Annotated in this window: 26 protein-coding genes; all 26 read right to left on the bottom strand. The window is 46.0% G+C overall.

What is annotated here, in order from left to right; translation table 11 throughout:
• Positions 1 to 78: 78 nt before the first annotated feature.
• Positions 79 to 549, bottom strand: a complete 471-nt coding sequence (locus I2H74_RS12395) for a hypothetical protein (protein ID WP_195574281.1) — start codon at positions 547 to 549, stop codon at positions 79 to 81.
• Positions 550 to 820: 271 nt separating this feature from the next.
• Entirely contained in the window at positions 821 to 1,534 is a 714-nt protein-coding gene (locus I2H74_RS12390) for an N-acetylmuramoyl-L-alanine amidase (protein WP_195574280.1), read from the bottom strand.
• A complete protein-coding gene (locus I2H74_RS12385; protein ID WP_195574279.1) occupies positions 1,509 to 1,934 on the bottom strand; it encodes a phage holin family protein in 426 nt (141 codons plus the stop codon). The genes I2H74_RS12390 and I2H74_RS12385 overlap by 26 nt, the downstream gene beginning before the upstream one ends.
• 58 nt (positions 1,935 to 1,992) lie before the next feature.
• Positions 1,993 to 3,063, bottom strand: a complete 1,071-nt coding sequence (locus tag I2H74_RS12380) for a hypothetical protein (protein ID WP_195574278.1) — start codon at positions 3,061 to 3,063, stop codon at positions 1,993 to 1,995.
• Positions 3,064 to 3,150: 87 nt separating this feature from the next.
• Positions 3,151 to 3,531, bottom strand: coding sequence for a hypothetical protein (locus tag I2H74_RS12375; RefSeq protein WP_195574277.1), 381 nt, complete (start codon positions 3,529 to 3,531; stop codon positions 3,151 to 3,153).
• A gap of 13 nt (positions 3,532 to 3,544) precedes the next feature.
• Complete coding sequence (locus tag I2H74_RS12370) at positions 3,545 to 4,099, bottom strand: hypothetical protein (protein WP_195574276.1); 555 nt, start codon at positions 4,097 to 4,099, stop codon at positions 3,545 to 3,547.
• 15 nt (positions 4,100 to 4,114) lie between these two features.
• The gene (locus I2H74_RS12365) at positions 4,115 to 4,924 is read right to left on the bottom strand and encodes a hypothetical protein (protein ID WP_195574275.1); all 810 of its coding nucleotides are present in this window, start codon (positions 4,922 to 4,924) and stop codon (positions 4,115 to 4,117) included.
• Entirely contained in the window at positions 4,921 to 5,211 is a 291-nt protein-coding gene (locus I2H74_RS12360; RefSeq protein ID WP_169027501.1) for a ketopantoate hydroxymethyltransferase, read from the bottom strand. The genes I2H74_RS12365 and I2H74_RS12360 overlap by 4 nt, the downstream gene beginning before the upstream one ends.
• Positions 5,208 to 5,792 carry a putative phage tail protein gene (locus tag I2H74_RS12355; protein ID WP_195574274.1) on the bottom strand — a complete coding sequence of 195 codons (585 nt, stop codon included), beginning with the start codon at positions 5,790 to 5,792 and terminating at the stop codon, positions 5,208 to 5,210. The genes I2H74_RS12360 and I2H74_RS12355 overlap by 4 nt, the downstream gene beginning before the upstream one ends.
• On the bottom strand, positions 5,789 to 6,874 hold the full coding sequence (locus I2H74_RS12350; protein ID WP_195574273.1) for a baseplate J/gp47 family protein: 1,086 nt from the start codon (positions 6,872 to 6,874) through the stop codon (positions 5,789 to 5,791). The genes I2H74_RS12355 and I2H74_RS12350 overlap by 4 nt, the downstream gene beginning before the upstream one ends.
• A 3-nt stretch (positions 6,875 to 6,877) precedes the next feature.
• Positions 6,878 to 7,276, bottom strand: coding sequence for a DUF2634 domain-containing protein (locus I2H74_RS12345; protein WP_195574272.1), 399 nt, complete (start codon positions 7,274 to 7,276; stop codon positions 6,878 to 6,880).
• The gene (locus I2H74_RS12340) at positions 7,273 to 7,641 is read right to left on the bottom strand and encodes a DUF2577 domain-containing protein (protein WP_195574271.1); all 369 of its coding nucleotides are present in this window, start codon (positions 7,639 to 7,641) and stop codon (positions 7,273 to 7,275) included. The genes I2H74_RS12345 and I2H74_RS12340 overlap by 4 nt, the downstream gene beginning before the upstream one ends.
• On the bottom strand, positions 7,619 to 8,614 hold the full coding sequence (locus tag I2H74_RS12335) for an XkdQ/YqbQ family protein (protein ID WP_195574270.1): 996 nt from the start codon (positions 8,612 to 8,614) through the stop codon (positions 7,619 to 7,621). Before I2H74_RS12335 ends, I2H74_RS12340 begins: the two co-directional genes overlap by 23 nt.
• Positions 8,589 to 9,125: a hypothetical protein gene (locus I2H74_RS12330; RefSeq protein WP_195574269.1), complete on the bottom strand. Its 537-nt coding sequence runs from the start codon at positions 9,123 to 9,125 to the stop codon at positions 8,589 to 8,591. The genes I2H74_RS12335 and I2H74_RS12330 overlap by 26 nt, the downstream gene beginning before the upstream one ends.
• Entirely contained in the window at positions 9,122 to 11,275 is a 2,154-nt protein-coding gene (locus tag I2H74_RS12325; RefSeq protein ID WP_195574268.1) for a tape measure protein, read from the bottom strand. The genes I2H74_RS12330 and I2H74_RS12325 overlap by 4 nt, the downstream gene beginning before the upstream one ends.
• A 97-nt stretch (positions 11,276 to 11,372) precedes the next feature.
• Complete coding sequence (locus I2H74_RS25005; RefSeq protein WP_267490734.1) at positions 11,373 to 11,498, bottom strand: hypothetical protein; 126 nt, start codon at positions 11,496 to 11,498, stop codon at positions 11,373 to 11,375.
• 59 nt (positions 11,499 to 11,557) lie between these two features.
• On the bottom strand, positions 11,558 to 11,968 hold the full coding sequence (locus tag I2H74_RS12320; protein WP_195574267.1) for a phage tail assembly chaperone: 411 nt from the start codon (positions 11,966 to 11,968) through the stop codon (positions 11,558 to 11,560).
• Between the two features lie 5 nt (positions 11,969 to 11,973).
• Complete coding sequence (locus tag I2H74_RS12315; protein WP_195574266.1) at positions 11,974 to 12,441, bottom strand: phage tail tube protein; 468 nt, start codon at positions 12,439 to 12,441, stop codon at positions 11,974 to 11,976.
• 12 nt (positions 12,442 to 12,453) lie between these two features.
• Positions 12,454 to 13,767 (bottom strand): phage tail sheath family protein, encoded by a 1,314-nt coding sequence (locus I2H74_RS12310; RefSeq protein ID WP_195574265.1) that lies wholly within the window; start codon positions 13,765 to 13,767, stop codon positions 12,454 to 12,456.
• Positions 13,767 to 13,997 carry a hypothetical protein gene (locus I2H74_RS12305; RefSeq protein WP_195574264.1) on the bottom strand — a complete coding sequence of 77 codons (231 nt, stop codon included), beginning with the start codon at positions 13,995 to 13,997 and terminating at the stop codon, positions 13,767 to 13,769. Before I2H74_RS12305 ends, I2H74_RS12310 begins: the two co-directional genes overlap by 1 nt.
• A 2-nt stretch (positions 13,998 to 13,999) precedes the next feature.
• Entirely contained in the window at positions 14,000 to 14,491 is a 492-nt protein-coding gene (locus I2H74_RS12300) for a phage tail terminator family protein (RefSeq protein ID WP_195574263.1), read from the bottom strand.
• Between the two features lie 584 nt (positions 14,492 to 15,075).
• Positions 15,076 to 15,522 (bottom strand): carboxymuconolactone decarboxylase family protein, encoded by a 447-nt coding sequence (locus I2H74_RS12295; protein ID WP_195574262.1) that lies wholly within the window; start codon positions 15,520 to 15,522, stop codon positions 15,076 to 15,078.
• A 554-nt stretch (positions 15,523 to 16,076) separates the two neighbouring features.
• A complete protein-coding gene (locus I2H74_RS12290; protein WP_195574261.1) occupies positions 16,077 to 17,456 on the bottom strand; it encodes a sugar porter family MFS transporter in 1,380 nt (459 codons plus the stop codon).
• Positions 17,457 to 17,673: 217 nt separating this feature from the next.
• Entirely contained in the window at positions 17,674 to 19,038 is a 1,365-nt protein-coding gene (locus I2H74_RS12285) for an AraC family transcriptional regulator (RefSeq protein ID WP_195574260.1), read from the bottom strand.
• Entirely contained in the window at positions 19,016 to 20,476 is a 1,461-nt protein-coding gene (locus I2H74_RS12280; RefSeq protein WP_229106603.1) for a sensor histidine kinase, read from the bottom strand. Before I2H74_RS12280 ends, I2H74_RS12285 begins: the two co-directional genes overlap by 23 nt.
• Complete coding sequence (locus I2H74_RS12275) at positions 20,473 to 21,444, bottom strand: sugar-binding protein (RefSeq protein WP_195574259.1); 972 nt, start codon at positions 21,442 to 21,444, stop codon at positions 20,473 to 20,475. Before I2H74_RS12275 ends, I2H74_RS12280 begins: the two co-directional genes overlap by 4 nt.
• Positions 21,445 to 21,494 lie beyond the last annotated feature (50 nt).

The raw sequence follows: 21,494 nt of genomic DNA, 5'->3' as shown, positions 1-21,494 counted from the left end.
CTCCTTTTTTAATTTCCTGTTCTTAAAATGGATTGCTGAAATCTTCTTGCGCTGTAGGTCTGATCTAAAGGTTTCGTCCTACGCATTCTCCTGCGGCCGCCACTGCACATCCTCAATGGTCTCGTTAAGCGGCGTCCCTCTGACAAATTGGTCCTGCATTCGCAGTCTAACCTGCACAATCAATTCCTCTTTGTCGCCTTGCACTTCCCAGCGTGGAGCATGGATGCGTACCAGTGCGGCTGGTATCTCATCCAAAGCGTCGACGCCAACTGTGCTCAGCCAGCCGATCACTTCCCGGCATCGTTCCACTCGACTCATGCGCGATGCTCCGCGGATAAACAGTCTCCATTCCATGTCGACCAGCTTATACAGCTTGTCGTTCTTCTCCCGCTCCTGCGGTGTGCAGTCAATGTAGGGCTCGATCACGTCATAAGCAAGATGCGACATTGGCGTGTCGCTTTGCATCTCGTCTACAGCCAGCACGGGCAGTTGCATCGCAGCTCCCAGCGGTACAAGCCATTGCTGAACCAGTTCCCGATACACAATCACCCTCCTCACCTCCTTCGCTGACTGCTTCTTTATGGAAGGATTCCTTCTGAAAATCAATCAGCCTCTTCATAATGACCACTCATTCGTTTGATCTGTTCACGATGTCCACACTATCATTTTAGTTTATCGAACATATGTTTGGTTTATAGAGTTTTGATAGATTCTTTATGTTTTTTTAAAAGGTTTTTGATTGTTTTTTTAGAACGTATGTTCTGTTTTTAGGCAAAAAAAGAGAGTCCTTTTCTCCCCTTCCTTCGCCATACAATAAAGGTCAGTCTTGCTGTTCCTTTGAGATCCGTACCACTTTCTTCACATGATCCCATTCGACTTTCGCCTGCAAGGCTTTGCTCACGGCTCTTGCTGGAACATACGTGATGCCGTTAATAAGCAAACCTTCTTTTTGCAGCTGTCCATTGACGAATACTTGTACCTTGTCCATTATAGCTTGCTCCTCTTCTGCAGCTAATGCTGATCGCAACCGTGCCCACGGGAACTTAGGTCCTGGACAATTCGCCTTGCGAATCGGATCAATATCACAATGCCCGATCACATGGACGGAGTCTAATAGCAGCTGCTTCCCCCAGATTCGCTCCACTTCCTGTTGAATATAGCGATGCAACCATAAGCTTGAGGCAAATTGGGGCTCTGTCAGGTCCCCATCCATTCCCTCATGTTCAATAGAAATAGTATATTTGTTGGGATTGACCCCTGGACGATCTCGAACAACCTTGGCAGGCGCATTCGTTGTTCCCGTTGCCGTTAAGCCATTGGCCCATGCCATGCGCCGAATGTCTACATATTGATGGATACGTCCATCCTTCGCCACCCCAAAATGCGTCGAAGACACATTATTGCTGGCGCTCGTAAACCAGCTATCCATACTGCTCATTGAGCCTGCCGAAATATGATTAACAATTACACACGGCACATATCCGTCTCGACTGCTGCTATTGGTGTACTTATTGCCCATTTGGATAATTTCCATTGGAGCCATCTCCTTTCTCTTGCAGTTGTTCTAAGATCTTTTTGACAAAGGAAGGCAGTGGGACGTTGAGCACTCCAAGATTCTCTACGATGCTGATCCCCTCTCGTCCAACATAGAAGTAAATCGCCATCGTGCGGAAAATTGGCGAGTGATCTCCCACGTACTCATCCAGCATGACTGCGAGTGCAATCACCACAAAGATAACGGCCTTGCGAATACCACCCCAGAACATGATCTCGCTGTTCAGTGTCCTCGTTCGAATCGCTCCTAGAACCCCTGTTACGTAGTCTGCGATCATGCAAAATACAAGGATACGTAAGGAAATATCCCATCCACCCAAATACATGCTCCCGATCGTCCCGATGACCGACACCCCCAAGCTGATCCAATTCTCTTTCATCGCTTCACCTCCTAGAGGAAATAAAATAGCCCTCGATAGATTCGAGGGCTTAAAAAAATCAAAACTCTCCCCATACACGGTATACATTACATTCGTGCGTCCTACTGCCTCCTCCAGAAGAAGTTGTAAATGATATTCCAATAAAGTACTTTCCTGTTAAACCCGCTACATCTAATTCTAATATTCTACGTTGGATCCCCACATTGCCTGAATTTGATGCACTAACATTCTTAATAACTTCTCCAGCTCTTACCTTAGAGATAAAAAAACTAACTGAGCCATAATCATAAGTATTACCAGCACCACCCCAACCTTTATATAAATCCACTTTTAGTCTAGAAAGTTCAGTTATATCAATCGAGGTGTCACTAGCCATACTAGTACTACCTGAACTCAGGGTGCCATAGAAAGATAAGGATGATGAAGTTTTTGAGAAATTAATACCATTTAAGGTTTCTAATGGCGACCATGTCGTGGCTTTTTCTTCACCTTGATCATAGTAATATGGATTTGATCTCCATGAGAGAACACTATTATTAAGATCATTTAGTCTCCCAAGCACATTAATACCGTTAACAACCAAGCCCTTCTCAGAAACTATATTTACTGATCCCTGATCATATTGATTTACCAATGATAGATCGATTGAACTGCTATCACTGTATCCCAAATACCCCTTACGGCCTTGTGAAGCCCCCTTTGGATAAAACTCTTGATAAACATGATCTCCACCAATAAGTTGGACAGCCCCTCCACTTGCATTGACACCCAATTGTCCTACAATAGTACCTCCACTTCTAGGTAAACTAGCATTTTTAGCATTGCTTTCAGCTTGATTAGCTTTCACTAGTGCTCCTGCGGGGGTCTCTTTTGCATCCCATTCTGCTTGCTTCGCTGATGTTACATGTATTTCAATATCAGCAGTGTGAGCCTCAAAATCCGACTTTTTCACAGCTCCAATAGCATTCGGGGTAATCTCTGCTACTTTTTCATCTGTGTAAGTCTGTCCTTCTAGCTTCGTCTGCTCTACCATAGCATGTGCATCTACAATCCCCTTCTCAATGCGGTTTAAATCCGCTTCTTTCACAACCTCATCAAACTGCCAATTCGTTTTTCCATTAAAACCCAATTAATATTCTCCCTTTCTAGAAATAACTAATTCTACTTAAATGAAAAAATAAAGCCTTCAAGTGTTTGAAGGCTTCTCCTCATTCATTTATTTCTCAGCAAGTAAAGATAACTGCTTTTCTGCATAGGTTAGTTGAGCAAGCCCAACTACATAAACATCTTTATAGGTCGCAGGACTCTCTGGTGTTTCAAATGTGATCATCTCCTGCTCAATCGCTCTTTTAGTTAACAGTGTATAATCTTGATACTCAAAAACTTCCTCACGATCTGATGACCCGTCATTCGCTTGATAAATTTGCAGCAAAGAAGTATCCTCCATACGTCTAACTAAATCTTCAAGATTTGAGGCTGCATTTGTATCAAAGTACATCGTTAGCACATCCCTTTGTGCTCCTTTAAAGATTTCTTTCCCCCCGATTACACGAATGACAGGCAACTCTAGTTGATTTATAAATCTAATTTTATTCATCTGCTCTTCCTCCCTAGGATATTGGAAATACTCGCTCCCCATTAATTTTCACTTCATATATCTTCATCCAAGTCGTGATGTTCGACATTGAAAAGAAATTAATAACGACAAACATATTGCCGCCCTGTCCTGTAAATGTTGACGTCTTCGTCGAGAATGAATTGGTTTCTGCTACAATAACTTGCCAAGCGTTATTGAACACTAGTGCATCATTACGAGGATAATCTCCCTTCTGCAACTGCCAAGTTATTGAGACCGTACTATTAGCCGGGATATTCTTTATCAACCATCCCACGGCAACTGCATAGCCTTCTCCACGGGTGTAACCACTGATTTGCGTAAATAGATGATCGCCATTATTAACATTTGTTCTAGAACCATATAAATTTTCTGGTGAAATGAGATATTCAGAAAAGTTATCCTCAAATAAGGTCCGAGAATGAAACTGTCTCCAAACACCATTTACATGGTCATACGCTTTACGGGTTGTTTTCCAAACTCCACCAACATTATCGTAGATATCTTTTGTGGTTCTCCAGACTCCATTAATATTATTAAAAGAAGGCATAGCTATTTCTCCTCCTTATATAAATTGATGCCATACATCTCCACTGGTCCCTCCAGATGGACCAGCAGTAGAGGCTGTGAACTTTGGAACTCTGCTTCCTTGAACAATCAAAGGTCGGTTCAACGAAATCTGCGCGCTAGTAACGTTCCCTACAGAAACATTATTGGCCATGATATCAAAGTCACCATCCCCATTCCACTTGAAGCCAGTATCATTATCACCAAATGCTAAAGTTATTGATGGAGTTGAACCAATTCCTAAATTCCCTGACAATCCCCCTCCACTTCTAGGAAGGCTAGCATTCTTTGCATTTGTCTCGGCTAGATTAGCTTTTGCCTGTGCGCCTTCACTTGTTTCCAATTTTTTCAAAGTCGGAGTGAACTCCGCGTCAGCAGTTGTAGCGACATTCCCCATTTCGAACATCCATATTCCTTCGGAACTGCTTCCGAATCTAAACAATATCCCTTTGGCACCGAGACTTGCATGTGTGTTCCTATAATGATAGGTTCCTTTTGTTGGATGAAGATAGCAGTTGTGCCCAATCAGATAAAATCCATTGGAAGCAGCTGATATAGATCCCCACTGTGAAGTCGTTAAGCTGCTGTTAATATTTAGAGGGCCAGACATCGTATCACCTGTTTTGGATACCGCCCCAATAGCCCCCGGCGTAATCCCAGCCACCTTCTCATCGGTATAAGCCTTCGCTTCAGATGTAGACGTCTCTATTCCAGCATGAGCATCCAGAAGCCCTTGCTCAATACGATTCAAATCCGCTTCCTTCACGACTTCATCGAATTGCCAATTCGTTTTACCTGTGTAACTCATTTATTCAGCGCCTCCTTTACTTGAATGGTTTGCAGGAGCATCGTGTCCGCTTTAATCGGCACGTGCACCTCGTTGCTGCTGACCACATGCCCATCCTTGTCCTGCAGCTCGATCAAGGACACTGTCTCGACAGCGCCCTTCGGGATAAGATACTGGATCGATAGTACATTGTCTGCAAGATCGACATGCTCAAATGTCGAAATGACATAGCTACCATTAAGCACAACCTTCGTAATACGCCCTTTCGTATAAGCAGCAATGTCACTTAAAAATGCTGTTGGTATCATTTCAAGCTCACCTCTTCTCCCGCTACCGCGAATGGTGTCTTGCCTACATGCCATGTTGTAGACAAACGAGCTTGCCGGTCGAGCTCACGCATCGTTATCGATTCTTTCAGCTCAATGTCACTTTGAATCGATGTATCCTGCTGATACACCATGTTGGCGGGCTTAATCGTCTGAATGGTATAATCCACTTCACGAAAGACTGGCGCATCCTTGATATTGGTTGTCACCCTCAGCAAGAACTCCGAAGGGTCAACATTCACAGCCGTACGGCCCTCGCCAATAAGATAATCCAAGCGATTCTGCAAATAACGCACGGTAAACGGAGGTTTTGTTGAATAACGATTGATGACGCGCATGCGCCGGAAATCCAAGGTTTCCAATGCAGGATCGGCACGAATGCCGAGGATATCCTCATGACGCTTAATGGTTTCCGTGTCTGCTGTCTTAATAAATTGATTATCAAGCAGACGAAGGAGCTGCTTGTCCAGCAGCTCCAATTCCACCTGTTCCGTATTGGTCAGCTCTTTGAAATCTTCGATATCCTCATAGAATTCGGGTAAATGCTTCAGGAGGTCGTTCATACGATCACCCCTACTTTCGTAAGGATCGGAATTTCTTCACTTCCGAGCGTTACATTGTTTCGAATACCAGACTGCCCATTGTAAATCATCTGCGTATCCAAAATATCCTTTACTCCCGAAACACCAAGAATGCGAGCGTCGATCTGAGCAATACGCACGACAATCTCGCTTTCACGCTCCCACGACTTCCGCAGCTCATTGAAATAGCTTTCGACTGCTGTTTCCACATCCGGTTGAATCTGTGGCCCCGTAATTCCCTCTTCCAACGCTAGGATAACTTCAACGTAAAAATAGCCATCTTGCACGCTAGCGATCGTAACCGTGTGTCCAATGGGAGCAAGTCCAATACCAGTACCTTGCGGGGTTGGGTCAATCTCATTTTGCAGCTCATGAATCAGCACATCCGAAGGGCGCTTATAATCCGAGCCAATCACGGTGCATTTGACCGAGCCTCCACCTTGCCAGGTCGGAAACACCTTTACTCCCCCAATTCCGTTCTGTGCACGAAGCTTCTTTTTGTAATCTGAGATGTTTCCGCCAAAACTTTGCTCGTTTACCGCGGAATAATACCTTGCACGAAGCTCATCATCATCCTCTTCGTCTTCACCGCCGACCAATACCTCACCCAATTCCGCCCGAACAAGCTTATCCACGTATTGTATGGGGAGCATGGTGCCAAATAGCTTATTGCCAATCTCACCCGTCGTTTCGCATTCCAGCATATATTCCCCAGCTGTCAGCTTTTCCCGAACCACATAGTTCAGATCATCGATGGCGAATCGGCTTCCAATGGGTACATTCACTGGCACCTTTTTATCTCCGTAAAAATATCCTTTTCGCTTCGCTGCTGTCGCTGGCTCCCGATTAACACCATACTCCGCACATCGCAGGGTTAAATATTCTCCCGAAGTCGTTGTAACAAAAGAGAGCCTCATCTGCTCTTCCAGCTCTTCATAGAGTCCCGTCATCTCCATGGCAGCAGGTGCAAGAGCATCGTAAATAATGCTGCCTTCCCGCTTGTCAATCGTATTCGGAACGCGGCTAAGCATTCGCTGCAGCAGCGTGTCATAAGTTATCGTCATCGGTTACATCACCTCCTGTATTTCAATATCTCCTAATGTGCTGACGACGGTAAAAGACAGCGTTGCACTGTCCTTGTCGTAGCTCAGCGCATAATGTTGTACATCAAGGATACGGTCATCCATAAGCAGCGCCTCTTTAATTCGATACTCCAACTCTGCTCGCACGAGGATTGGATCTTGGCCAATTAAACTTCTCGCATGAATCCCATATTCGTCGCTATAAATCGGATAGTATGCTTTTTCTGTAGATAGAATCTTGTATACCGCCTGCTTTAAAGCAGCCAAGCCATCCGTCATGCCAATAAAACGGTTACGCTCAAGGTCCAGCGCATATGTGTAAGATGCCATCGGACTAAGTTCTTGTTCCATGTCAGGAAGCAGCCTTGCGCCTTGTGGAATCATGAACTCACCACCTTATCCAGCACCAGATAGCTTTGTCCGCCTTGAACGCGCATTAGAATGACTTGGTCTCCTGGCTGAAGTCCTTCTTGCAAGACCGCTTTCTTACCCGTGCTTTCGCTAGCTTCACTAGAACCGCTAGAACCCGAAGAGTCACTCCCGCTTGTTACTTCACCTGTCGTCAGATCAAGCTCTTTTCTTATCAGACTCTCTGGCAAAACTAAAAACGCCTCACTCAGCGTGAAGCGTTGATCGACTTGAATTTGTAAAGGCTGTGATTGAAGCACAACCCCATATATAATGCTTACGGGTGCAGATGCATTTGTAGTATTTAACGCAATCTTCTTAATTGCTGTTGACAGCATCATTTCTCACCACCCTCATCGTTAAGCTCATCGTATGCTCATCTCCCGAAAATTTATGCTCGCAGCTTTCTACAAGCATGTATTGGCTTAATTGGAGATCTTCAATTTCAAGCCATATAAAGCAGCCTGCGCGAATATTGAGGTCTCCTAATGAATCCAGCTTTAACGTTTCCGTCTTCCGATTGTACAGCTCAAAAGTTGCGTTTAGAATGTCTTTAATCTGACCATCATTCAGCTTTTCATCAATGGACTTGTAATATTTGAGATTCCCCCACTTGCGGATGTTGTCAGGATCCGTTCTTGTGAATACCCTGCGAGTCCCCTTCTCCTTGTTCTCTTGAATAAATTGAACAATGTTGTAGGTTTCTTTATCAATGGAGCTCTCATAGGAGAAATCAGTTAATAGGCTTTTATCTCCGATAACACTTAACAAGGCCATTTGGTGAATATTTTTGAGCGCAATGGAGCCAAAATCATCATACATAATAAACATGCCATACTTCGCCATATAGGTCTGATCCAAAGCTGTGCAGATAATATCGTACAGCTTCTTTTTATCATGAATAGCATCAGGCAGCGGATACTTTGTGTCAGCAATCATGCCTGTTTTCAACCCATAATCATTGGCGATCTTCTTTAGAAGTGCAGCGGCGGTCATTTTCTTTTCAATAATATAGGTATCCGTCATATCAAAATAACGAAGCTGATCGTAGGCCGTGATGGAGACAGAACCATCCATTTTCTTGCTTATGCTAAAAATATAGCCATAGAATACCGGAGAAGTCTTCCAGGTGCATCGTATTGCGGCACCCTCCTCCAGCTTAAAATCTTTGCTTTGATAGATTCCTGTCATAGTAAGGTCAAACTTGGCTACCCCGGCCTTGCCGCTTCGCTCCGTTTTCCACGTTAAGCTGCTAACAATCTCCGTAATATCCCAGATGATTCCATCTTTATTTTCCAGGTTTACGATTAGCATTCAGTATGACCCTCCTAGCCGCATAGAACCGGTATTCTTCCAAATCCAGCTTGAAATAGACACAATCATGCCCTGCTTCTTGACTATAGGTAAAATTTTTGATAGTTACTGGAAAGTTGAGGTTGAACATATCTCCTACCATCGTAAAGCGAAGCGGGCGCTTCTTTGTCATCCATTTCTCGATTCTCTCAATACAATAACGTGGAGCTAAAATCTCTTCCCAGACCTGATAATGAACGGATTGCTTAGGAAACTCACTCTCAAATGAAAATGTTCGTAGCTTAGGTGACTTAATGGTCGCAATCTGGCCTAGCTTCGAAATCTCATATGTGGAGGTATCATTTCCTCCGGTGATTTCAATTTGAGAAGGATTTACGGGAAATAGAAGCACTTCCTCCTGGTTGTTGTAGGACAGCCACATTCTAAACTCCTTAAGAAGCTTGGCTATCTCATGCTTTCTCGGTTGCTTGTAAGCCGCAGCTGCTGGAATGTTACCGCCTTTCATAATCATACAAATACCCCCTCTGCTGCACCGACCATCTCTTCTTCCAGCGTGTTCGCTAATCGCTGCACGACCGTCTCAAAGTCATAGCCGCTATTAATATCCCCCGTGGTTAATGATACTTGAGGCGTTAAGGTAACAAAGTTCTGAATACTCTTCATCTCTGCAAGTTCACGCATCGTCTTAAGATCTTCGCTTGAAATATCAACCGTTTCGCTGACCTTGCCAACTTCACCGATCTTATTGATATTATTTAGATTTCCGCCTTCTGCAATTGCTGAAGCTGAGGCCGAAGCCCCTGCTCCACCAATACCAGCTCCAAGGCCGATGCCTCCTCCGGTTCCAGCAGGTTTTATAGGGGAAGCCCCCTTTTCCCACTTATTCCAAAGGTCTCCCTGCTGGCCTCCAGGACTCAGCTTATTCATATCTGCCAGCTTTTTGTCGGCTTCTTCTTTTGCTTTAGCAGCAGCACGATCATTTTTCATTTTCTCGACTTTCGCTTCACGATCGACTCTATTGGCTTCTGCCTTTTGCTCCATTTCACCGATTTTGGCACTCCGCTCCTGTTGTTTTTGGGCATTTTCAGCCGCAATTTCAGCAGATTTCCCCACATATTGAGGAATCACATCTATTGCAACTCCAGGAATTTTATTAAGCAAATTAATAAAATCATTAATCATATTGATTCCATCATTAATGATTGCTTCAAACAATAGCGCAATTCCTAACTTGACGGTATCAAAGAAATTGAGCAAGCCATAAAAGCCCTTCATAATAAAGATCCATGCTTGATCAAAGAAGTTAAGAACAGCATTCCAAGCTCTCATCATTGCTGCTGCAAAAGCATCATTTGTATTCCATAGAAGAACGAATGCTCCAATTAGGGCAACGACCAGCATAACGATTAACAGGATGGGATTCGCCGCCATCACGGCATTGAGTACGGCTTGTGCAGCCGCTACTCCCCTTGTCACTGCTGCCTTAATATTTTCAATAGCTACCATAATCTGAGAAGCTACATTAGTGGCCATAATAACTGCTTTGTAAATGAGAAAACCTGCAATAACAGCTCCTAAAATGGGTAGGACAATATTGAAGTTCTCAGCAATAACTCTAGCTACTCCGCCCACAACATCCGCAACGCCGAGGAAAATATTGATAAGGAAACCAGCCATTGAGGCTAACTGATTCATAAAATCAATGCCCGCCGGTGTCTGCAGCCACATGATCAGCTCCTGCATTCGTTGAATAATGGCTTGGAAAGGACCATCTGCCTGATTAAGGCCTAATAGCCACTGTCCCCATATGTTTTGTAGCTGGGTCATGCTTCCGCTAAAAGTTGCAGGCATCTCATTAAATGCGCTGTTAAGAGACCCTTTCTGATTAGCAAACGCTTGAACGATTTGTTCTGCAGTCAGCTGCCCTTGATCAGCCATCTCCATTAGCTTTGCTTGACTAACACCCAAGCCATCAGAGAGGGCCTTTAATGCCATTGGTGCATTTTCTGCTAAAGAAGTCAGTCCATCCCCCTTCATCGTCCCGCTTGAGAATGCAGTAGCTAATTGGCTAACCGCGGCTTCCGATTGACTTGCATTCGAACCACTAAGACTCAGCGCTTGATTGAAGCTTTCAATAAATTGAAGCTGTGCGTCATTGCTGCCGAACAATTTATTTGCACCCACACCGATCTTGTTCATAATTCCAACGGTATCACCGTAAGATTGACCTGTTCGCTGTGCCACATCAAATACTTTCTTTTGGAGTTCAGCATTCGTCTGCGTTCCATCATTGAATAAAGATAACCTTGTATTCATCTCCTGCAACGTTTCAGCTTGTGCCATCATGCCAGCAACGGTACCAGATGCGGCTACTAATTGTTTCATGCCTGCTTGAGCTAATTTCAAAGCTGCCCCAAATCCGCTAGCTTTTTTTTCACCCTCTTCTACCTTCTCATTCACTTTATCTTGACTGTTGCTCATATCAATAATGTGATTGTTAATGGTGGGAAAAATATTGACTACCCCCATAAAAAGCAATCTCATATGAGCTGTTGATTGGTTCATTTTCTCAACTAATTGCAAAGATCTTTGAATTGGATTTGGATCAATAATCTGAAGCGAACCGTTTCCAGTGTATGGGACAATTGACATTTCTGACATTCATTCACCCACTTTCCTTCATGAACAAAACAACAAAGGCACTCCTTGAAGAAGTGCCTTTATCATCCAATCACTTATTTTTTCACGATCAAGCCTGCTATCTGCGCTTGCTTGATCGCTTCATCTTGTCTTCCTGCTCCTTCTCAGCTTTCAATCTCACATCAATCGATGCGATGAGGAACGCCTTTTGCCGCTGGCTCAGCTCTGCAAATTCCCACGGCATGATTCGGAGCTTGTGGAGGGCGTAGTAGGCGTAGTTCGCCTCTGCGTCGCCCCCCTCGATTAGTTTTTTGCTTCTTCAACTTGATCTTGAAGAGAAAGGTTGAAGCCGCTAAGATCGCTGACCTTCTCTGCAAGCAAGGAGAATTCACCGGCAAGCAGCATCTTTTTGAGCAAAGCGTCTGCTCCAAGCACGCCATAGGACTGCTGAAGCTTGGCGTCCTTTAGATTTGGGAACACCGTTCCCTCTACCGCAACCTTCGTCAAATATTCGTTGTTGTCGAATTCGATGCGGCCCTTCTTGTCCTTCTTCGTGCACGCCTTTTTAATCTCTGCGTTGATCTCCTCTGTAATCGCACGAAGCTTCCATTTGACAGGCTGACCGTCCTTTTCTTTAAAACGAGTCGAAATCACCACTTCATCGGTCAACTCAGCTGCCGCTGCGTCTGCAAAAAACAAACTCAAATCACTCATGATGCTTAACCTCCCAATACTGGATTAACAAAGTCTTCTAGAATCGAAATGTCTTCAAACGTGAAGTTCGTTTCCTCTTCCATCGCTTCACTTTCGGTATCAAGCTTGGCCATGATGACAGAGTCCAAATTCACACCATGCAATACGACTGACTGTCTGCCAATGGTAGAAGAAGGATCTTCATTGACAACCATGATGTCAAAGTACGTATCCACACCATCTTTAATATAATCCATCATCAATTTACGGAACTTTGTTGTTACATAATAAATGGTCATGCTGCCAGTTCCCGACCAGCCCGTAGACTTATGCTGTGTACCGCGCTTGCCGAGTGTTTTTACTTCCGCCTTGCTCTTCTCAATAGAAGCTTCCAGCGTTTTGATATAGAACATTTCCTCTTGCTGACCATTAATTTGCAAATATGCACGGCCCTCTTGACCGCTAATTGTATCTCTTGCCTTCAAATATGCCATTTGAACCCCTCCTTATCGAATCGACACTTTCATGTAAATTTTCTCTACTGCATCTACTGGCTTCACATTCAGCTCGCAGTACACAGCATCTGAGTCATTACCTGCTAGGACAGTTACATCCTGCTGCGGGTCAAACTCTTGGATAGCAGCAATGCCCTGCAGCTGATTCAAGTATTGAATAATCTCGGACTTGAACAAATTGCGCCCATCCTGATTGTTGTTCACTTTGCCAATGTAGCTGGAATCAAAGATCTGCTTCAGATCATTCGCAATGCTGTCCAGTACGCGAACGACGCGGTTCTTGGAGAATGCTTTTGTCTTCTCCGGTGTAAAGGTGACGAGCGAGTTAATATCCTGCTCAACGAGTGCACGGCCTTTATTGTGAACAAAGACGAACTCGCCTTTCTTAAGCGCAGCTTCAACCTCGCTGTTCGTATATCGCACTGTTACATCTACAGCGTCATCGTACGCTTGGTATGTCAACGATTCGTTCACGCCTGCGCCTGCAGTCGCGGCTGCTACCCACACCGTTGCTTGTGCTGCCTCAATACGTGTGCCATCTGCTAGAACGACACCGTTTTTCACATTAATGATGCCTTCGTGATCGGCAACTGCTGCATTTGCCACCACGATCTGTACTTTCTTGCCTTCTTGATCGCGCAGACGTTTCACAAATGCGCTCACTAGGCCCTTAAGGCTCTCGTCCTCACTTGGCAAAGCAAGGGTATGGAATTCATGACGTTCGATCATCGTGAGATAATCGCTGTAGTCGCCATTGGTTGCTGTACCATTGTCACCGCCAGCAAGACTGAGTCCCGCCGTAGCCGTCAATGTCGTCGCTTCGAAAGTCACCCAATCATTAGCTGTAAGTTCTGTGCCGTCTGTTACCGTTTGCGTATCCTTTACGCGGCCATCTACAATGGTTTGAATGTCAAATTGATTTGCGTTATCGATGTTAGGCTGGATCACGATCTTGATGTCATTGCCTCGCACCCCGCCATGTTTGGCTGTAGCCGTAAATGTCTCAGCTGTTACCTTAGCCTTCGTACCCTCATTCACTCGATACAGCAGCACTTGCTGTGCGCGCTTCAATGCTTCGCGAACGAGCAGCATGCGTGGATGGCTTAGTGGATAGCCAAGCACCTGTTCAAATTTTGTTTCTGCATCAACAGCAATAACCTCGCGTGCTGTACCCCAATCTGCAAGCATCGGGAAGGTTACGATCCCCCGATCGCTGACGCTGCCTACTGCACCGCCTTCTGATTGAAAATTAATATATACGCCTGGGCGTACCTTGTTCTGAACTGTCCATGTTCCTCCTGCCATTATTGGACCTCCCTCATAATAAATTGTGTGAATTGTTCTTCAATTTGCTTGAGACTGTATGTCTCTTCCTTCTGCAGGATGACACTAAGTACATCCTTCTCGGCTCCGCTGTAGCGCGTTGAGCGCAGGAATTGATCCTTCGTGAATCGAGGAGACGCCATCTGTCCTCCCTCAACTTGATCACGACTTGGTTGAACGATGGGTTCGTTCATCATGTGTGACTCCTTCATGCTTATCCTCCTTGCGCGACAAGTCCGCGCTGCTCAAGCTGATGCATGTATGGCGGCTTCGTTGCTTGCTTCATTAGCTGAACGACATAGCTCACATTGACATGCAATACCCCTTCCTTCATCTCAGCCTTTACGTCTGTACCGCGCAGCGGCCCATCCTCAGCTTCGATTTCAACCAGCACTTCCAGCATCTGCTCCAGCCATTCATAGGCCTTGGCATAGGTTTCACTGTGAACTTCGATATCGAACGCATAAGCGCGGGCGAATCGGCCATTCATGCGCTGATCATGTGAGACGGATTGTAGCTTTACCAATAAATATGGCTTGGCCATTTCCTGTCCGACTGCTTCGGTGTAAACGGGAACATCTGCGAGCGTTGCTTGAAGACTCGATACGATGCCGTTTACGATTCCTTGGCCAATCAAGGTGTTCCTCATCTCCTTTCTGCTGCCTAAGCCCCCTGCCAAAGACGCCTTGGCTAAAGATCTGAGCAAGAGTGCACCACCTCTCCTTCCAGCGATTCTCAATCTTTCTACACCCCCCCTTTCACGAGCCTTATATGTGCCGTTGAAATGGCTTGCTTCAGGTTTGGTGTAATAAGTAGAGTCGCCTGAGCTTCTTCATCATTTGAATACAAAGATCGACTCTCGAATCGATCTTATTTGAAGCTCTGAGGCTGTACCTCTGTACTCACGATGTCCACGTTATCAGTATAAAACGGCGAACATATGTTTGGTTTATAGTATTTTCACTTTTCTTTTTTAATTTATTGCTAGTTTTTTTATTGTTTTTTAAAAGGAAAGATAACGGGAGATATCCTGCAAGGTTGAAGCAGCAAATGCTGAATGTAAACAGACTGAAGCCCGTGAAAGAATGACAACCTTCTTCCTATAACCATCGCATACAGTTCAGAAATAAGCCTCAGCGGAGATAAAATAAGACCTATGGGATCATCCCGTCCATAACCGCAAGGATCACGAATTGAAATACAGTCATATCTCAACTTCTCTGCACATCCAATAAAAAAAAGCTGCCGAGACCCTTCTCGACAGCTTTTAAAGACATCTTCAATTCGCAATCACTTATCAAAGCAGCCTGGATACATGCCAGTGGCAAGCGCAATGCGGTTCCAGCCGTTGATCGTCAGAATCGCCATGACGAGATCTACATATTCCTTCTCATTGAAGTGCTCCCTTACTCTTTCATAGACATCGTCAGGCACGCCTGAATCAGCTATCTTTGTCACGTACTCGGTAAGCTCAAGCACGGCCTTTTCTTTCGCTGTAAAAAGCGGGGATTCGCGCCAGACGCTTAGGTGCATGATTCGCATGGTATGATCTCCCATTTTCATAAGATCCGTCGTATGCATGTCGATGCAGAACGCACAGCCATTCATCTGTGAAGCTCGAATCTTAATCAATTCGTGAAGCACATCATCGACTGTGGGATTCACGTGTTTGTCTAGAGCCAGCATGGCATGAAAGGCGGAGGTATTTGCGGATCTCCAATTAATACGCAAGTTCATTTTGATTCACCTCATGTTTTTTTGATTTCACCTCTAAGACTGCGGTGGGATCCTTTTTGTGACACATCAGGCCGATATTTTGAAAAAGATTGAGTCAGGAGTAGCCTATCCATTACCCATTGGTAGATCACCATCAATCCATCTACCCATTTGCTAAATTAAATCAAAGCTCCCTTTTCTATGCCGTAGATAAATGTCTAAGCGTTCACGGGAGTCATAGATAAGCATCAACAAAAAAATTTAATTCCTTATCGTCCTTACCATCCACAAAAAACAAATACAGGTATACGATTCAGGTGAAGAAGAGCATAAAAAAATCAAACATCCACATGCCTAGGCAAAAAAACCACCCCTACTGTATAACAGAAGGAGTGGTTGCTTATAAACACGGAATCATGCTTCACGATCAAAAAGAGTAAGGTGATTTACCAAAAACGATACAGGAAAGCTACCATCTTCACCCTATAAAATTCAGAATGATGATGCTTTCTGCCCCGCCGACATTACCAAAGTCTTATCCATATAGCTAAAAACCTGACTGATGCACTGTTAAGCTAGGCCTGCTTCGCGGACCACATTTCTTCGATTTGCTCTAGCGATTTGCCCTTTGTCTCTGGGACAACTCTCCATGTAAAGAAGAACGTAAACAACGCCAGCGCGCCAAAGATCCAGAACGTAAACGCAGGTCCAGCAGAAGACAGCAACGGCGGGAAAGACTGAGACACAACATAGTCAGCCAGCCAAAGCATCATGGAAGCGATCGCGGTTGCCTTGCCTCGAATATGGTTCGGGAAGATCTCGGACATAATGACCCATACCACAGGTCCAAGCGAGATGGCGAAGGCTGCCACGTATACAAGAATACTAATCAGGATCAATAGCCCGGAGGTTTGTCCGGTCTGGAAGGCAAACCCGATGATCAGCAGGCATATTGCCATCAGGGAAGAGCCTACAAGCAGCAGCGCTTTGCGTCCCACTCGGTCAATCAGCCATAGTGCTAGAATCGTAAAGACAAAGTTGATAAATCCAACCATGATCGTCTGTACGAGCGCACCGTTCGTTCCAGCGCCTGCTTGCTTAAAGATCTCAGGAGCATAGTACATGACGGCGTTAATGCCTGTTACCTGCTGAAGCACAGCCAGCATGACGCCGACAATGAGAGCAAGCCGCAATCCTGGCTTAAATAAGTCGCGAAGCGAGCCCTGCTTCTCCTTGAAGGACTCCTTGATATCAAGTACCTCTTGTCTTGCCAGCTCCTCGCCATGAATTTTGACCAAGATCGGAAGAGAATCTGCAGGTCTTCCCTGTGTAATGAGCCATCTTGGGCTTTCTGGCACAAAGAAAAGCAGCAACAAGAAGATGACACCTGGAATAACGCCAACGCCAAACATCCAACGCCACGCATTCTCAACACCCCAAGCATGGTCGCCCATACTGGCAATGCCCATGTTTATAAAGTAAACGACGAAGATACCGGTTACAACGGCGAGCTGGTTCAACGCTACTAAGCGTCCGCGATACTTGGCAGGAGCGATCTCCGCATTATACAGCGGACATAGCGTAGATGTAATCCCAATTCCAAGTCCGCCAATCATCCTCGCAACGATATACATGGAGAAAGTAGAGGGAATCGCAGAACCTAATGTTCCGATGATGAACAGCAGCGCTGCAGCTATCAATACCTTTTTTCGACCAAACTTATCGGCCACGATTCCGGTGAGCGCCGCGCCTACAATACAGCCTACGATTAGACTGGATACAGCCCAGCCCACCTGAAATTCATTCAAGCCGAATTTCTCTTTCATGAAACCGATTGCACCTGAGACAACAGCCGTATCAAATCCAAACAGCAGGCCGCCAAGCGCAGCTACGATTGACACTAGCGTTACATACTTCATATTTATCTGATTGTGTTCGCCATGTTGTTTATCCATTCGTTTGCACTCCTTCGTGAGTGTTATCATGAAGACGAGTCTCATTATAGCATTCAACTTGTCCTTGCATGACTGCTGTATCCTTCACTTCCTTGAGGATCATCAGCATAATATCGTTCCCGAACGAAGGCGTTTCCAAACATTGCACACAAACTAGCACAATCTTGACATGCAGCACAAAAAAGTCCATATCTAAAGAATTAGACATGGACTTCGTTTATCGTGTACGGTACTCCGTTGGCGTAACGCCTGTAACCTTTTTGAATACACGGCTAAAATAATTCGGGTCCTTATACCCGACCATATAGCAGACTTCCTTAAGACTTAATTGGCCTTCCGTGATAAGCTCCCGCGCCTTATCAATTCGGAGCCTCGTAACGTAATCAATGAAGGTCTCACCGGTCTGCTGCTTGAATACCTTGCTGAAATAATGCGGATTCAAGTGCACCTGCTCCGCCACCTCTTCCAGTGACAGCTCCTCATGGAACCGTTCCTGTATATACGAAGCGGCGCGGTCCACCACATTATGCGTCTGCTGCTCCCGCTCTTCACGGATTCGCTTGATTGCTAGCTCCACATACGTGCGCTCAGTAGGTTCCTCCTCTGCTGACTTCCTCATATACAACTGAAATGCCTCTTCAGTAGGGTGCTTTAAATCCTCGAAAGCACAAAGGCTTCCCCAACTCCCCGGATAGGTGGACGCAAATACGGCCTCATCATAAGACCTGCGCATTCCTGCAAGGCCGCATTGCAGCGTGCCAATTCCGATGGAGACGCTGATCTCAAACCGCTGCCCCAGCACCTGGATTAATTCTGCTCCAATGCCCCTTAGTTCCTCAAGCAAAAGGCCCGCTTCGTCCAACTGTTCCGCAAATACAAAAACGACGATATGCTCATGAATCAGCGGGCTGACCATCCATCTGTATTTCTCCTTCACCTGCTCGCTGAATAGACCCTTTGCAGCGTCCACGATAGGCTTCTTTCGTTCCTGCAATTGCTGCAGCGCGTTTGATGATGGGGATTTCATCGCGATGACAAGCGCGCTTCCTTGATCCATCGACACCCCTAGCAGTTCCAATAGATGCTCCACATCATCCGGATGCGCATGATCGGACATAAAGGCCAGCGCGAGCTCCGTTTCCGCAAGCGGGAGAAGCTGCAAATACTTGTCCCGAATCGCAAGCTGCTCATTCCGCGTTGCCTTTTCTTCCTTTATCTCATCGACCAGACGCTGAAGCACAGACACGATGCGTTCACGCTTAGCGGGCTTCACCAAATACTCCTTTACCCCTAAGGTGAGCGCCTGCTGTGCATAGTCAAAGTATTGATAGGCGGTGACAAGCACCATTTTAACCATGGGATTATGCGCTTTGATCTCCTGTAAAGCATCCAACCCCTGAATGCCCGGCATCTGAACGTCCATCATGACGATATGCGGCCGGTACTCGTCTGCCTTCTGGATGGCCTCGCGCCCATTGCTTGCATGGATAATGTGAAAGGTGTCGGGCATCATCCTCGTAATGATCCACTCGAGCCCTTCCCTTTCCAAGGCCTCATCATCAGCGATCAGCAATCGATACATGCAGCTCCTCCTTTCCACTAAGCGGTATCCGAATCATTACCTTTGTTCCTTGTCCGGGCTCGCTCTGAATATCTACAAGATGCTCTTTCTCGTAAAAGAGCTCCAGTCTTCTGAACACGTTGTACGTTCCAAGTCCTGTGGATTGTCCGCCTTGTCGTGCAGAAGGCGCTCCTGCATCTGTTCGCAAGAGGGCCTTGCGAGTCTCCTTACTCATCCCGACCCCATTATCTTCGATCGTGATCAGGACAACCTCCTTCAGCCGCTCGATGGACAGGGTCACAATCGCCCCCGATTCCATCCCCTCGATACCATGGACAAATACATTTTCCAAGATCGGCTGCAAGGTAAGCACCGGCATGAACACCTCTAGGGCAGCCTCATCGATATGGGTCACAAATTGAATCCGCTCGCGAAATCTCGCCTGCTGAAGGGTGAAATATTCCTTCGCCTGCTCAACTTCATCCCTTAAGCGAACCGGCTGATCCAGCTTGCGGAGGTTGTACCGCAGCAGATTGGACATCGACACCGTCAGGTCGCTCGTTCGTTCCGCCCCTTCTAGCAATGCCAGCTTGGAGAGAACGTTCAAGGAATTAAATAGAAAATGCGGATTCATCTGATTCTGAAGTGCTCGAAGTTCCAGTTCCTTTAACTGTCGATCCTTCTCTAAGCTTGCTTTTTCCTTCTCCATAAGCTGCTGAAGATCTGCCTGCATGCGTGAAAAGGCTTCCGTCAATTCAGTAAATTCATGCTTGGCATGAAACGCAGGAGCCTTGGATTGCAAATTTCCACGAGAGATGGAGCGTGCCATCCGAACCAATTGCTGAATCGGCTTCGAGATGCCTAGTGAGATCCAGTAAGCCACAACGACACTGATCAGCGTGTTTACGATAAAAATGATCGCTCCGTAGCGGTACATCGCTTCTGTGTGGATAAAGATCTGCCGATAGAACGGCTGATAATAGCGGAGCTCCGTATCAATCAATTGGTGGCCCTCATCCCGAATAAACCCTGCGGTTGCTTCAAGCTCCTCAACCAGCGGTACATAATTCAACGTGTTAGGCTCGGATCTTGCCTCAAGCACAGCCGCTTCCTGCTCTACAAAGGTATTCAGCAAGTGACGATAATTGCGGACAAAGAGATTCGCAGCCGGACTCGTTTGCTGTACCGCCAAAGTATCGTTCAGCTTCATCATGCTTTGCTGCTCGCGCAGATAGGCCTCTTTTGACGGCTCGCTTTGGTCCAGCAAGTAGTAATTCAGCGAACGCAAATTGCGGTCCGTCTGAGCGGCGATTTCCTTGTACAGCAGTACCCGCTCAAGCATGATGTTATAGCTCTGCTGAACTGTCTTCCCGCTTTGAAAAATAAAAAAAGAAACGCCGTTGCTTAAAATGAGCAGCGCCGGAATAAAGATCAATAGCTTGGTGCGTATATTCATCATGGACCAATTACCTTTGTACTCGTAAATTGCTTCACCGGGAATGGCTTGTCCTCAAAGATCAGCTGAAGCAAGCTCACCGCTTTCGCGCCAATCTCATGCGGCTGCTGCACAAGAGACGCCTCCACTGCCCCCTCCTGGATAGCTCGCTGTGTAGCCTCAACATCATCAAAGCCAAATACCGTTACGCTCCCATGCTGCTCGGTTTGCATAGCTTCTACCATACCGGCTGCATCCCATGCGCTGAAGCCGATCATTGCGGTTAGATCCGGGTGCTCGCGGAGCATCGCCTGCGCCTGCCTCGCTGCTTCAATTCGAGATATATTTGAAGAACGCACTTCCACGACTTCATAGTCCGGATGCTCCTCCATCACCGACATGAAGCCCTCCAGCCGGAGCTTCTGATTATTTGCTTGCTCACTGCCAATGATGACGCCAATCTTCCCGTGCGCCTTGGCACGAGTCACAACGAGCTCTCCCATTCGCTTGCCCGCCTCAAGATTATCCGTTCCGACATACGCAAACCTGCGGCTGTTCGGAGCATCGGAGTCCACCGTAACCACGGGTATGCCCTGGTCAATGGCCTTGCTGACAAGCTCGTTATATTTATGATCATTCATGCCTTGCGTCAGAATCGCATCCGGCTTTGATGCAATCGCTTTTTCCAGCAGATTAAGCTGCTCTTCCGGATTGATGCGTATCGGACCTGCATACTCGATCTCCATATGAGACTGAGCTGCTGCTTCCTTCGTTCCCTGCTCAATCGTTCTCCAGAACGGGTTATCCAGTTCCTGTGCAATGAGCACAACGTGCTTCATAGACACGTTCTGTTCATCGGGACGCCCTGTTCCCGCTTCCAATTCATCAACCAGCCGGCCTACTGCAAAGGTTGAAGACAGGAATTGAAACAGAACAAAGCCGAATACGCTAATCAGAACAATGAGGCTGATAATCCATTTTTGTTTTGACATGAAGCCCCCTTTATGTCATTTCACGAAAGGTATAGAAGTCATTATACTCA

The organism is Paenibacillus sp. 1001270B_150601_E10 (assembly GCF_015558675.1).
Lineage (GTDB): Bacteria > Bacillota > Bacilli > Paenibacillales > Paenibacillaceae > Paenibacillus_B.
The sequence above is the reverse complement of the archived record's forward strand: the minus strand, read 5'-3'. Positions and strand labels throughout refer to the sequence as shown.

What these genes read in the sequence shown, in the direction of transcription:
- I2H74_RS12390 (WP_195574280.1), bottom strand. Translation starts at nt 1,534, where the DNA reads ATGGAAATTATCCAAATGGGCAATAAGTACACCAATAGCAGCAGTCGA.
- I2H74_RS12385 (WP_195574279.1), bottom strand. Translation starts at nt 1,934, where the DNA reads ATGAAAGAGAATTGGATCAGCTTGGGGGTGTCGGTCATCGGGACGATC.
- I2H74_RS12375 (WP_195574277.1), bottom strand. Translation starts at nt 3,531, where the DNA reads ATGAATAAAATTAGATTTATAAATCAACTAGAGTTGCCTGTCATTCGT.
- I2H74_RS12370 (WP_195574276.1), bottom strand. Translation starts at nt 4,099, where the DNA reads ATGCCTTCTTTTAATAATATTAATGGAGTCTGGAGAACCACAAAAGAT.
- I2H74_RS12365 (WP_195574275.1), bottom strand. Translation starts at nt 4,924, where the DNA reads ATGAGTTACACAGGTAAAACGAATTGGCAATTCGATGAAGTCGTGAAG.
- I2H74_RS12360 (WP_169027501.1), bottom strand. Translation starts at nt 5,211, where the DNA reads ATGATACCAACAGCATTTTTAAGTGACATTGCTGCTTATACGAAAGGG.
- I2H74_RS12355 (WP_195574274.1), bottom strand. Translation starts at nt 5,792, where the DNA reads ATGAACGACCTCCTGAAGCATTTACCCGAATTCTATGAGGATATCGAA.
- I2H74_RS12350 (WP_195574273.1), bottom strand. Translation starts at nt 6,874, where the DNA reads ATGACGATAACTTATGACACGCTGCTGCAGCGAATGCTTAGCCGCGTT.
- I2H74_RS12345 (WP_195574272.1), bottom strand. Translation starts at nt 7,276, where the DNA reads ATGATTCCACAAGGCGCAAGGCTGCTTCCTGACATGGAACAAGAACTT.
- I2H74_RS12340 (WP_195574271.1), bottom strand. Translation starts at nt 7,641, where the DNA reads ATGATGCTGTCAACAGCAATTAAGAAGATTGCGTTAAATACTACAAAT.
- I2H74_RS12335 (WP_195574270.1), bottom strand. Translation starts at nt 8,614, where the DNA reads ATGCTAATCGTAAACCTGGAAAATAAAGATGGAATCATCTGGGATATT.
- I2H74_RS12330 (WP_195574269.1), bottom strand. Translation starts at nt 9,125, where the DNA reads ATGATTATGAAAGGCGGTAACATTCCAGCAGCTGCGGCTTACAAGCAA.
- I2H74_RS12325 (WP_195574268.1), bottom strand. Translation starts at nt 11,275, where the DNA reads ATGTCAGAAATGTCAATTGTCCCATACACTGGAAACGGTTCGCTTCAG.
- I2H74_RS25005 (WP_267490734.1), bottom strand. Translation starts at nt 11,498, where the DNA reads ATGCCGTGGGAATTTGCAGAGCTGAGCCAGCGGCAAAAGGCGTTCCTC.
- I2H74_RS12320 (WP_195574267.1), bottom strand. Translation starts at nt 11,968, where the DNA reads ATGAGTGATTTGAGTTTGTTTTTTGCAGACGCAGCGGCAGCTGAGTTG.
- I2H74_RS12315 (WP_195574266.1), bottom strand. Translation starts at nt 12,441, where the DNA reads ATGGCATATTTGAAGGCAAGAGATACAATTAGCGGTCAAGAGGGCCGT.
- I2H74_RS12310 (WP_195574265.1), bottom strand. Translation starts at nt 13,767, where the DNA reads ATGGCAGGAGGAACATGGACAGTTCAGAACAAGGTACGCCCAGGCGTA.
- I2H74_RS12305 (WP_195574264.1), bottom strand. Translation starts at nt 13,997, where the DNA reads ATGAAGGAGTCACACATGATGAACGAACCCATCGTTCAACCAAGTCGT.
- I2H74_RS12295 (WP_195574262.1), bottom strand. Translation starts at nt 15,522, where the DNA reads ATGAACTTGCGTATTAATTGGAGATCCGCAAATACCTCCGCCTTTCAT.
- I2H74_RS12290 (WP_195574261.1), bottom strand. Translation starts at nt 17,456, where the DNA reads ATGGATAAACAACATGGCGAACACAATCAGATAAATATGAAGTATGTA.
- I2H74_RS12285 (WP_195574260.1), bottom strand. Translation starts at nt 19,038, where the DNA reads ATGTATCGATTGCTGATCGCTGATGATGAGGCCTTGGAAAGGGAAGGG.
- I2H74_RS12280 (WP_229106603.1), bottom strand. Translation starts at nt 20,476, where the DNA reads ATGATGAATATACGCACCAAGCTATTGATCTTTATTCCGGCGCTGCTC.
- I2H74_RS12275 (WP_195574259.1), bottom strand. Translation starts at nt 21,444, where the DNA reads ATGTCAAAACAAAAATGGATTATCAGCCTCATTGTTCTGATTAGCGTA.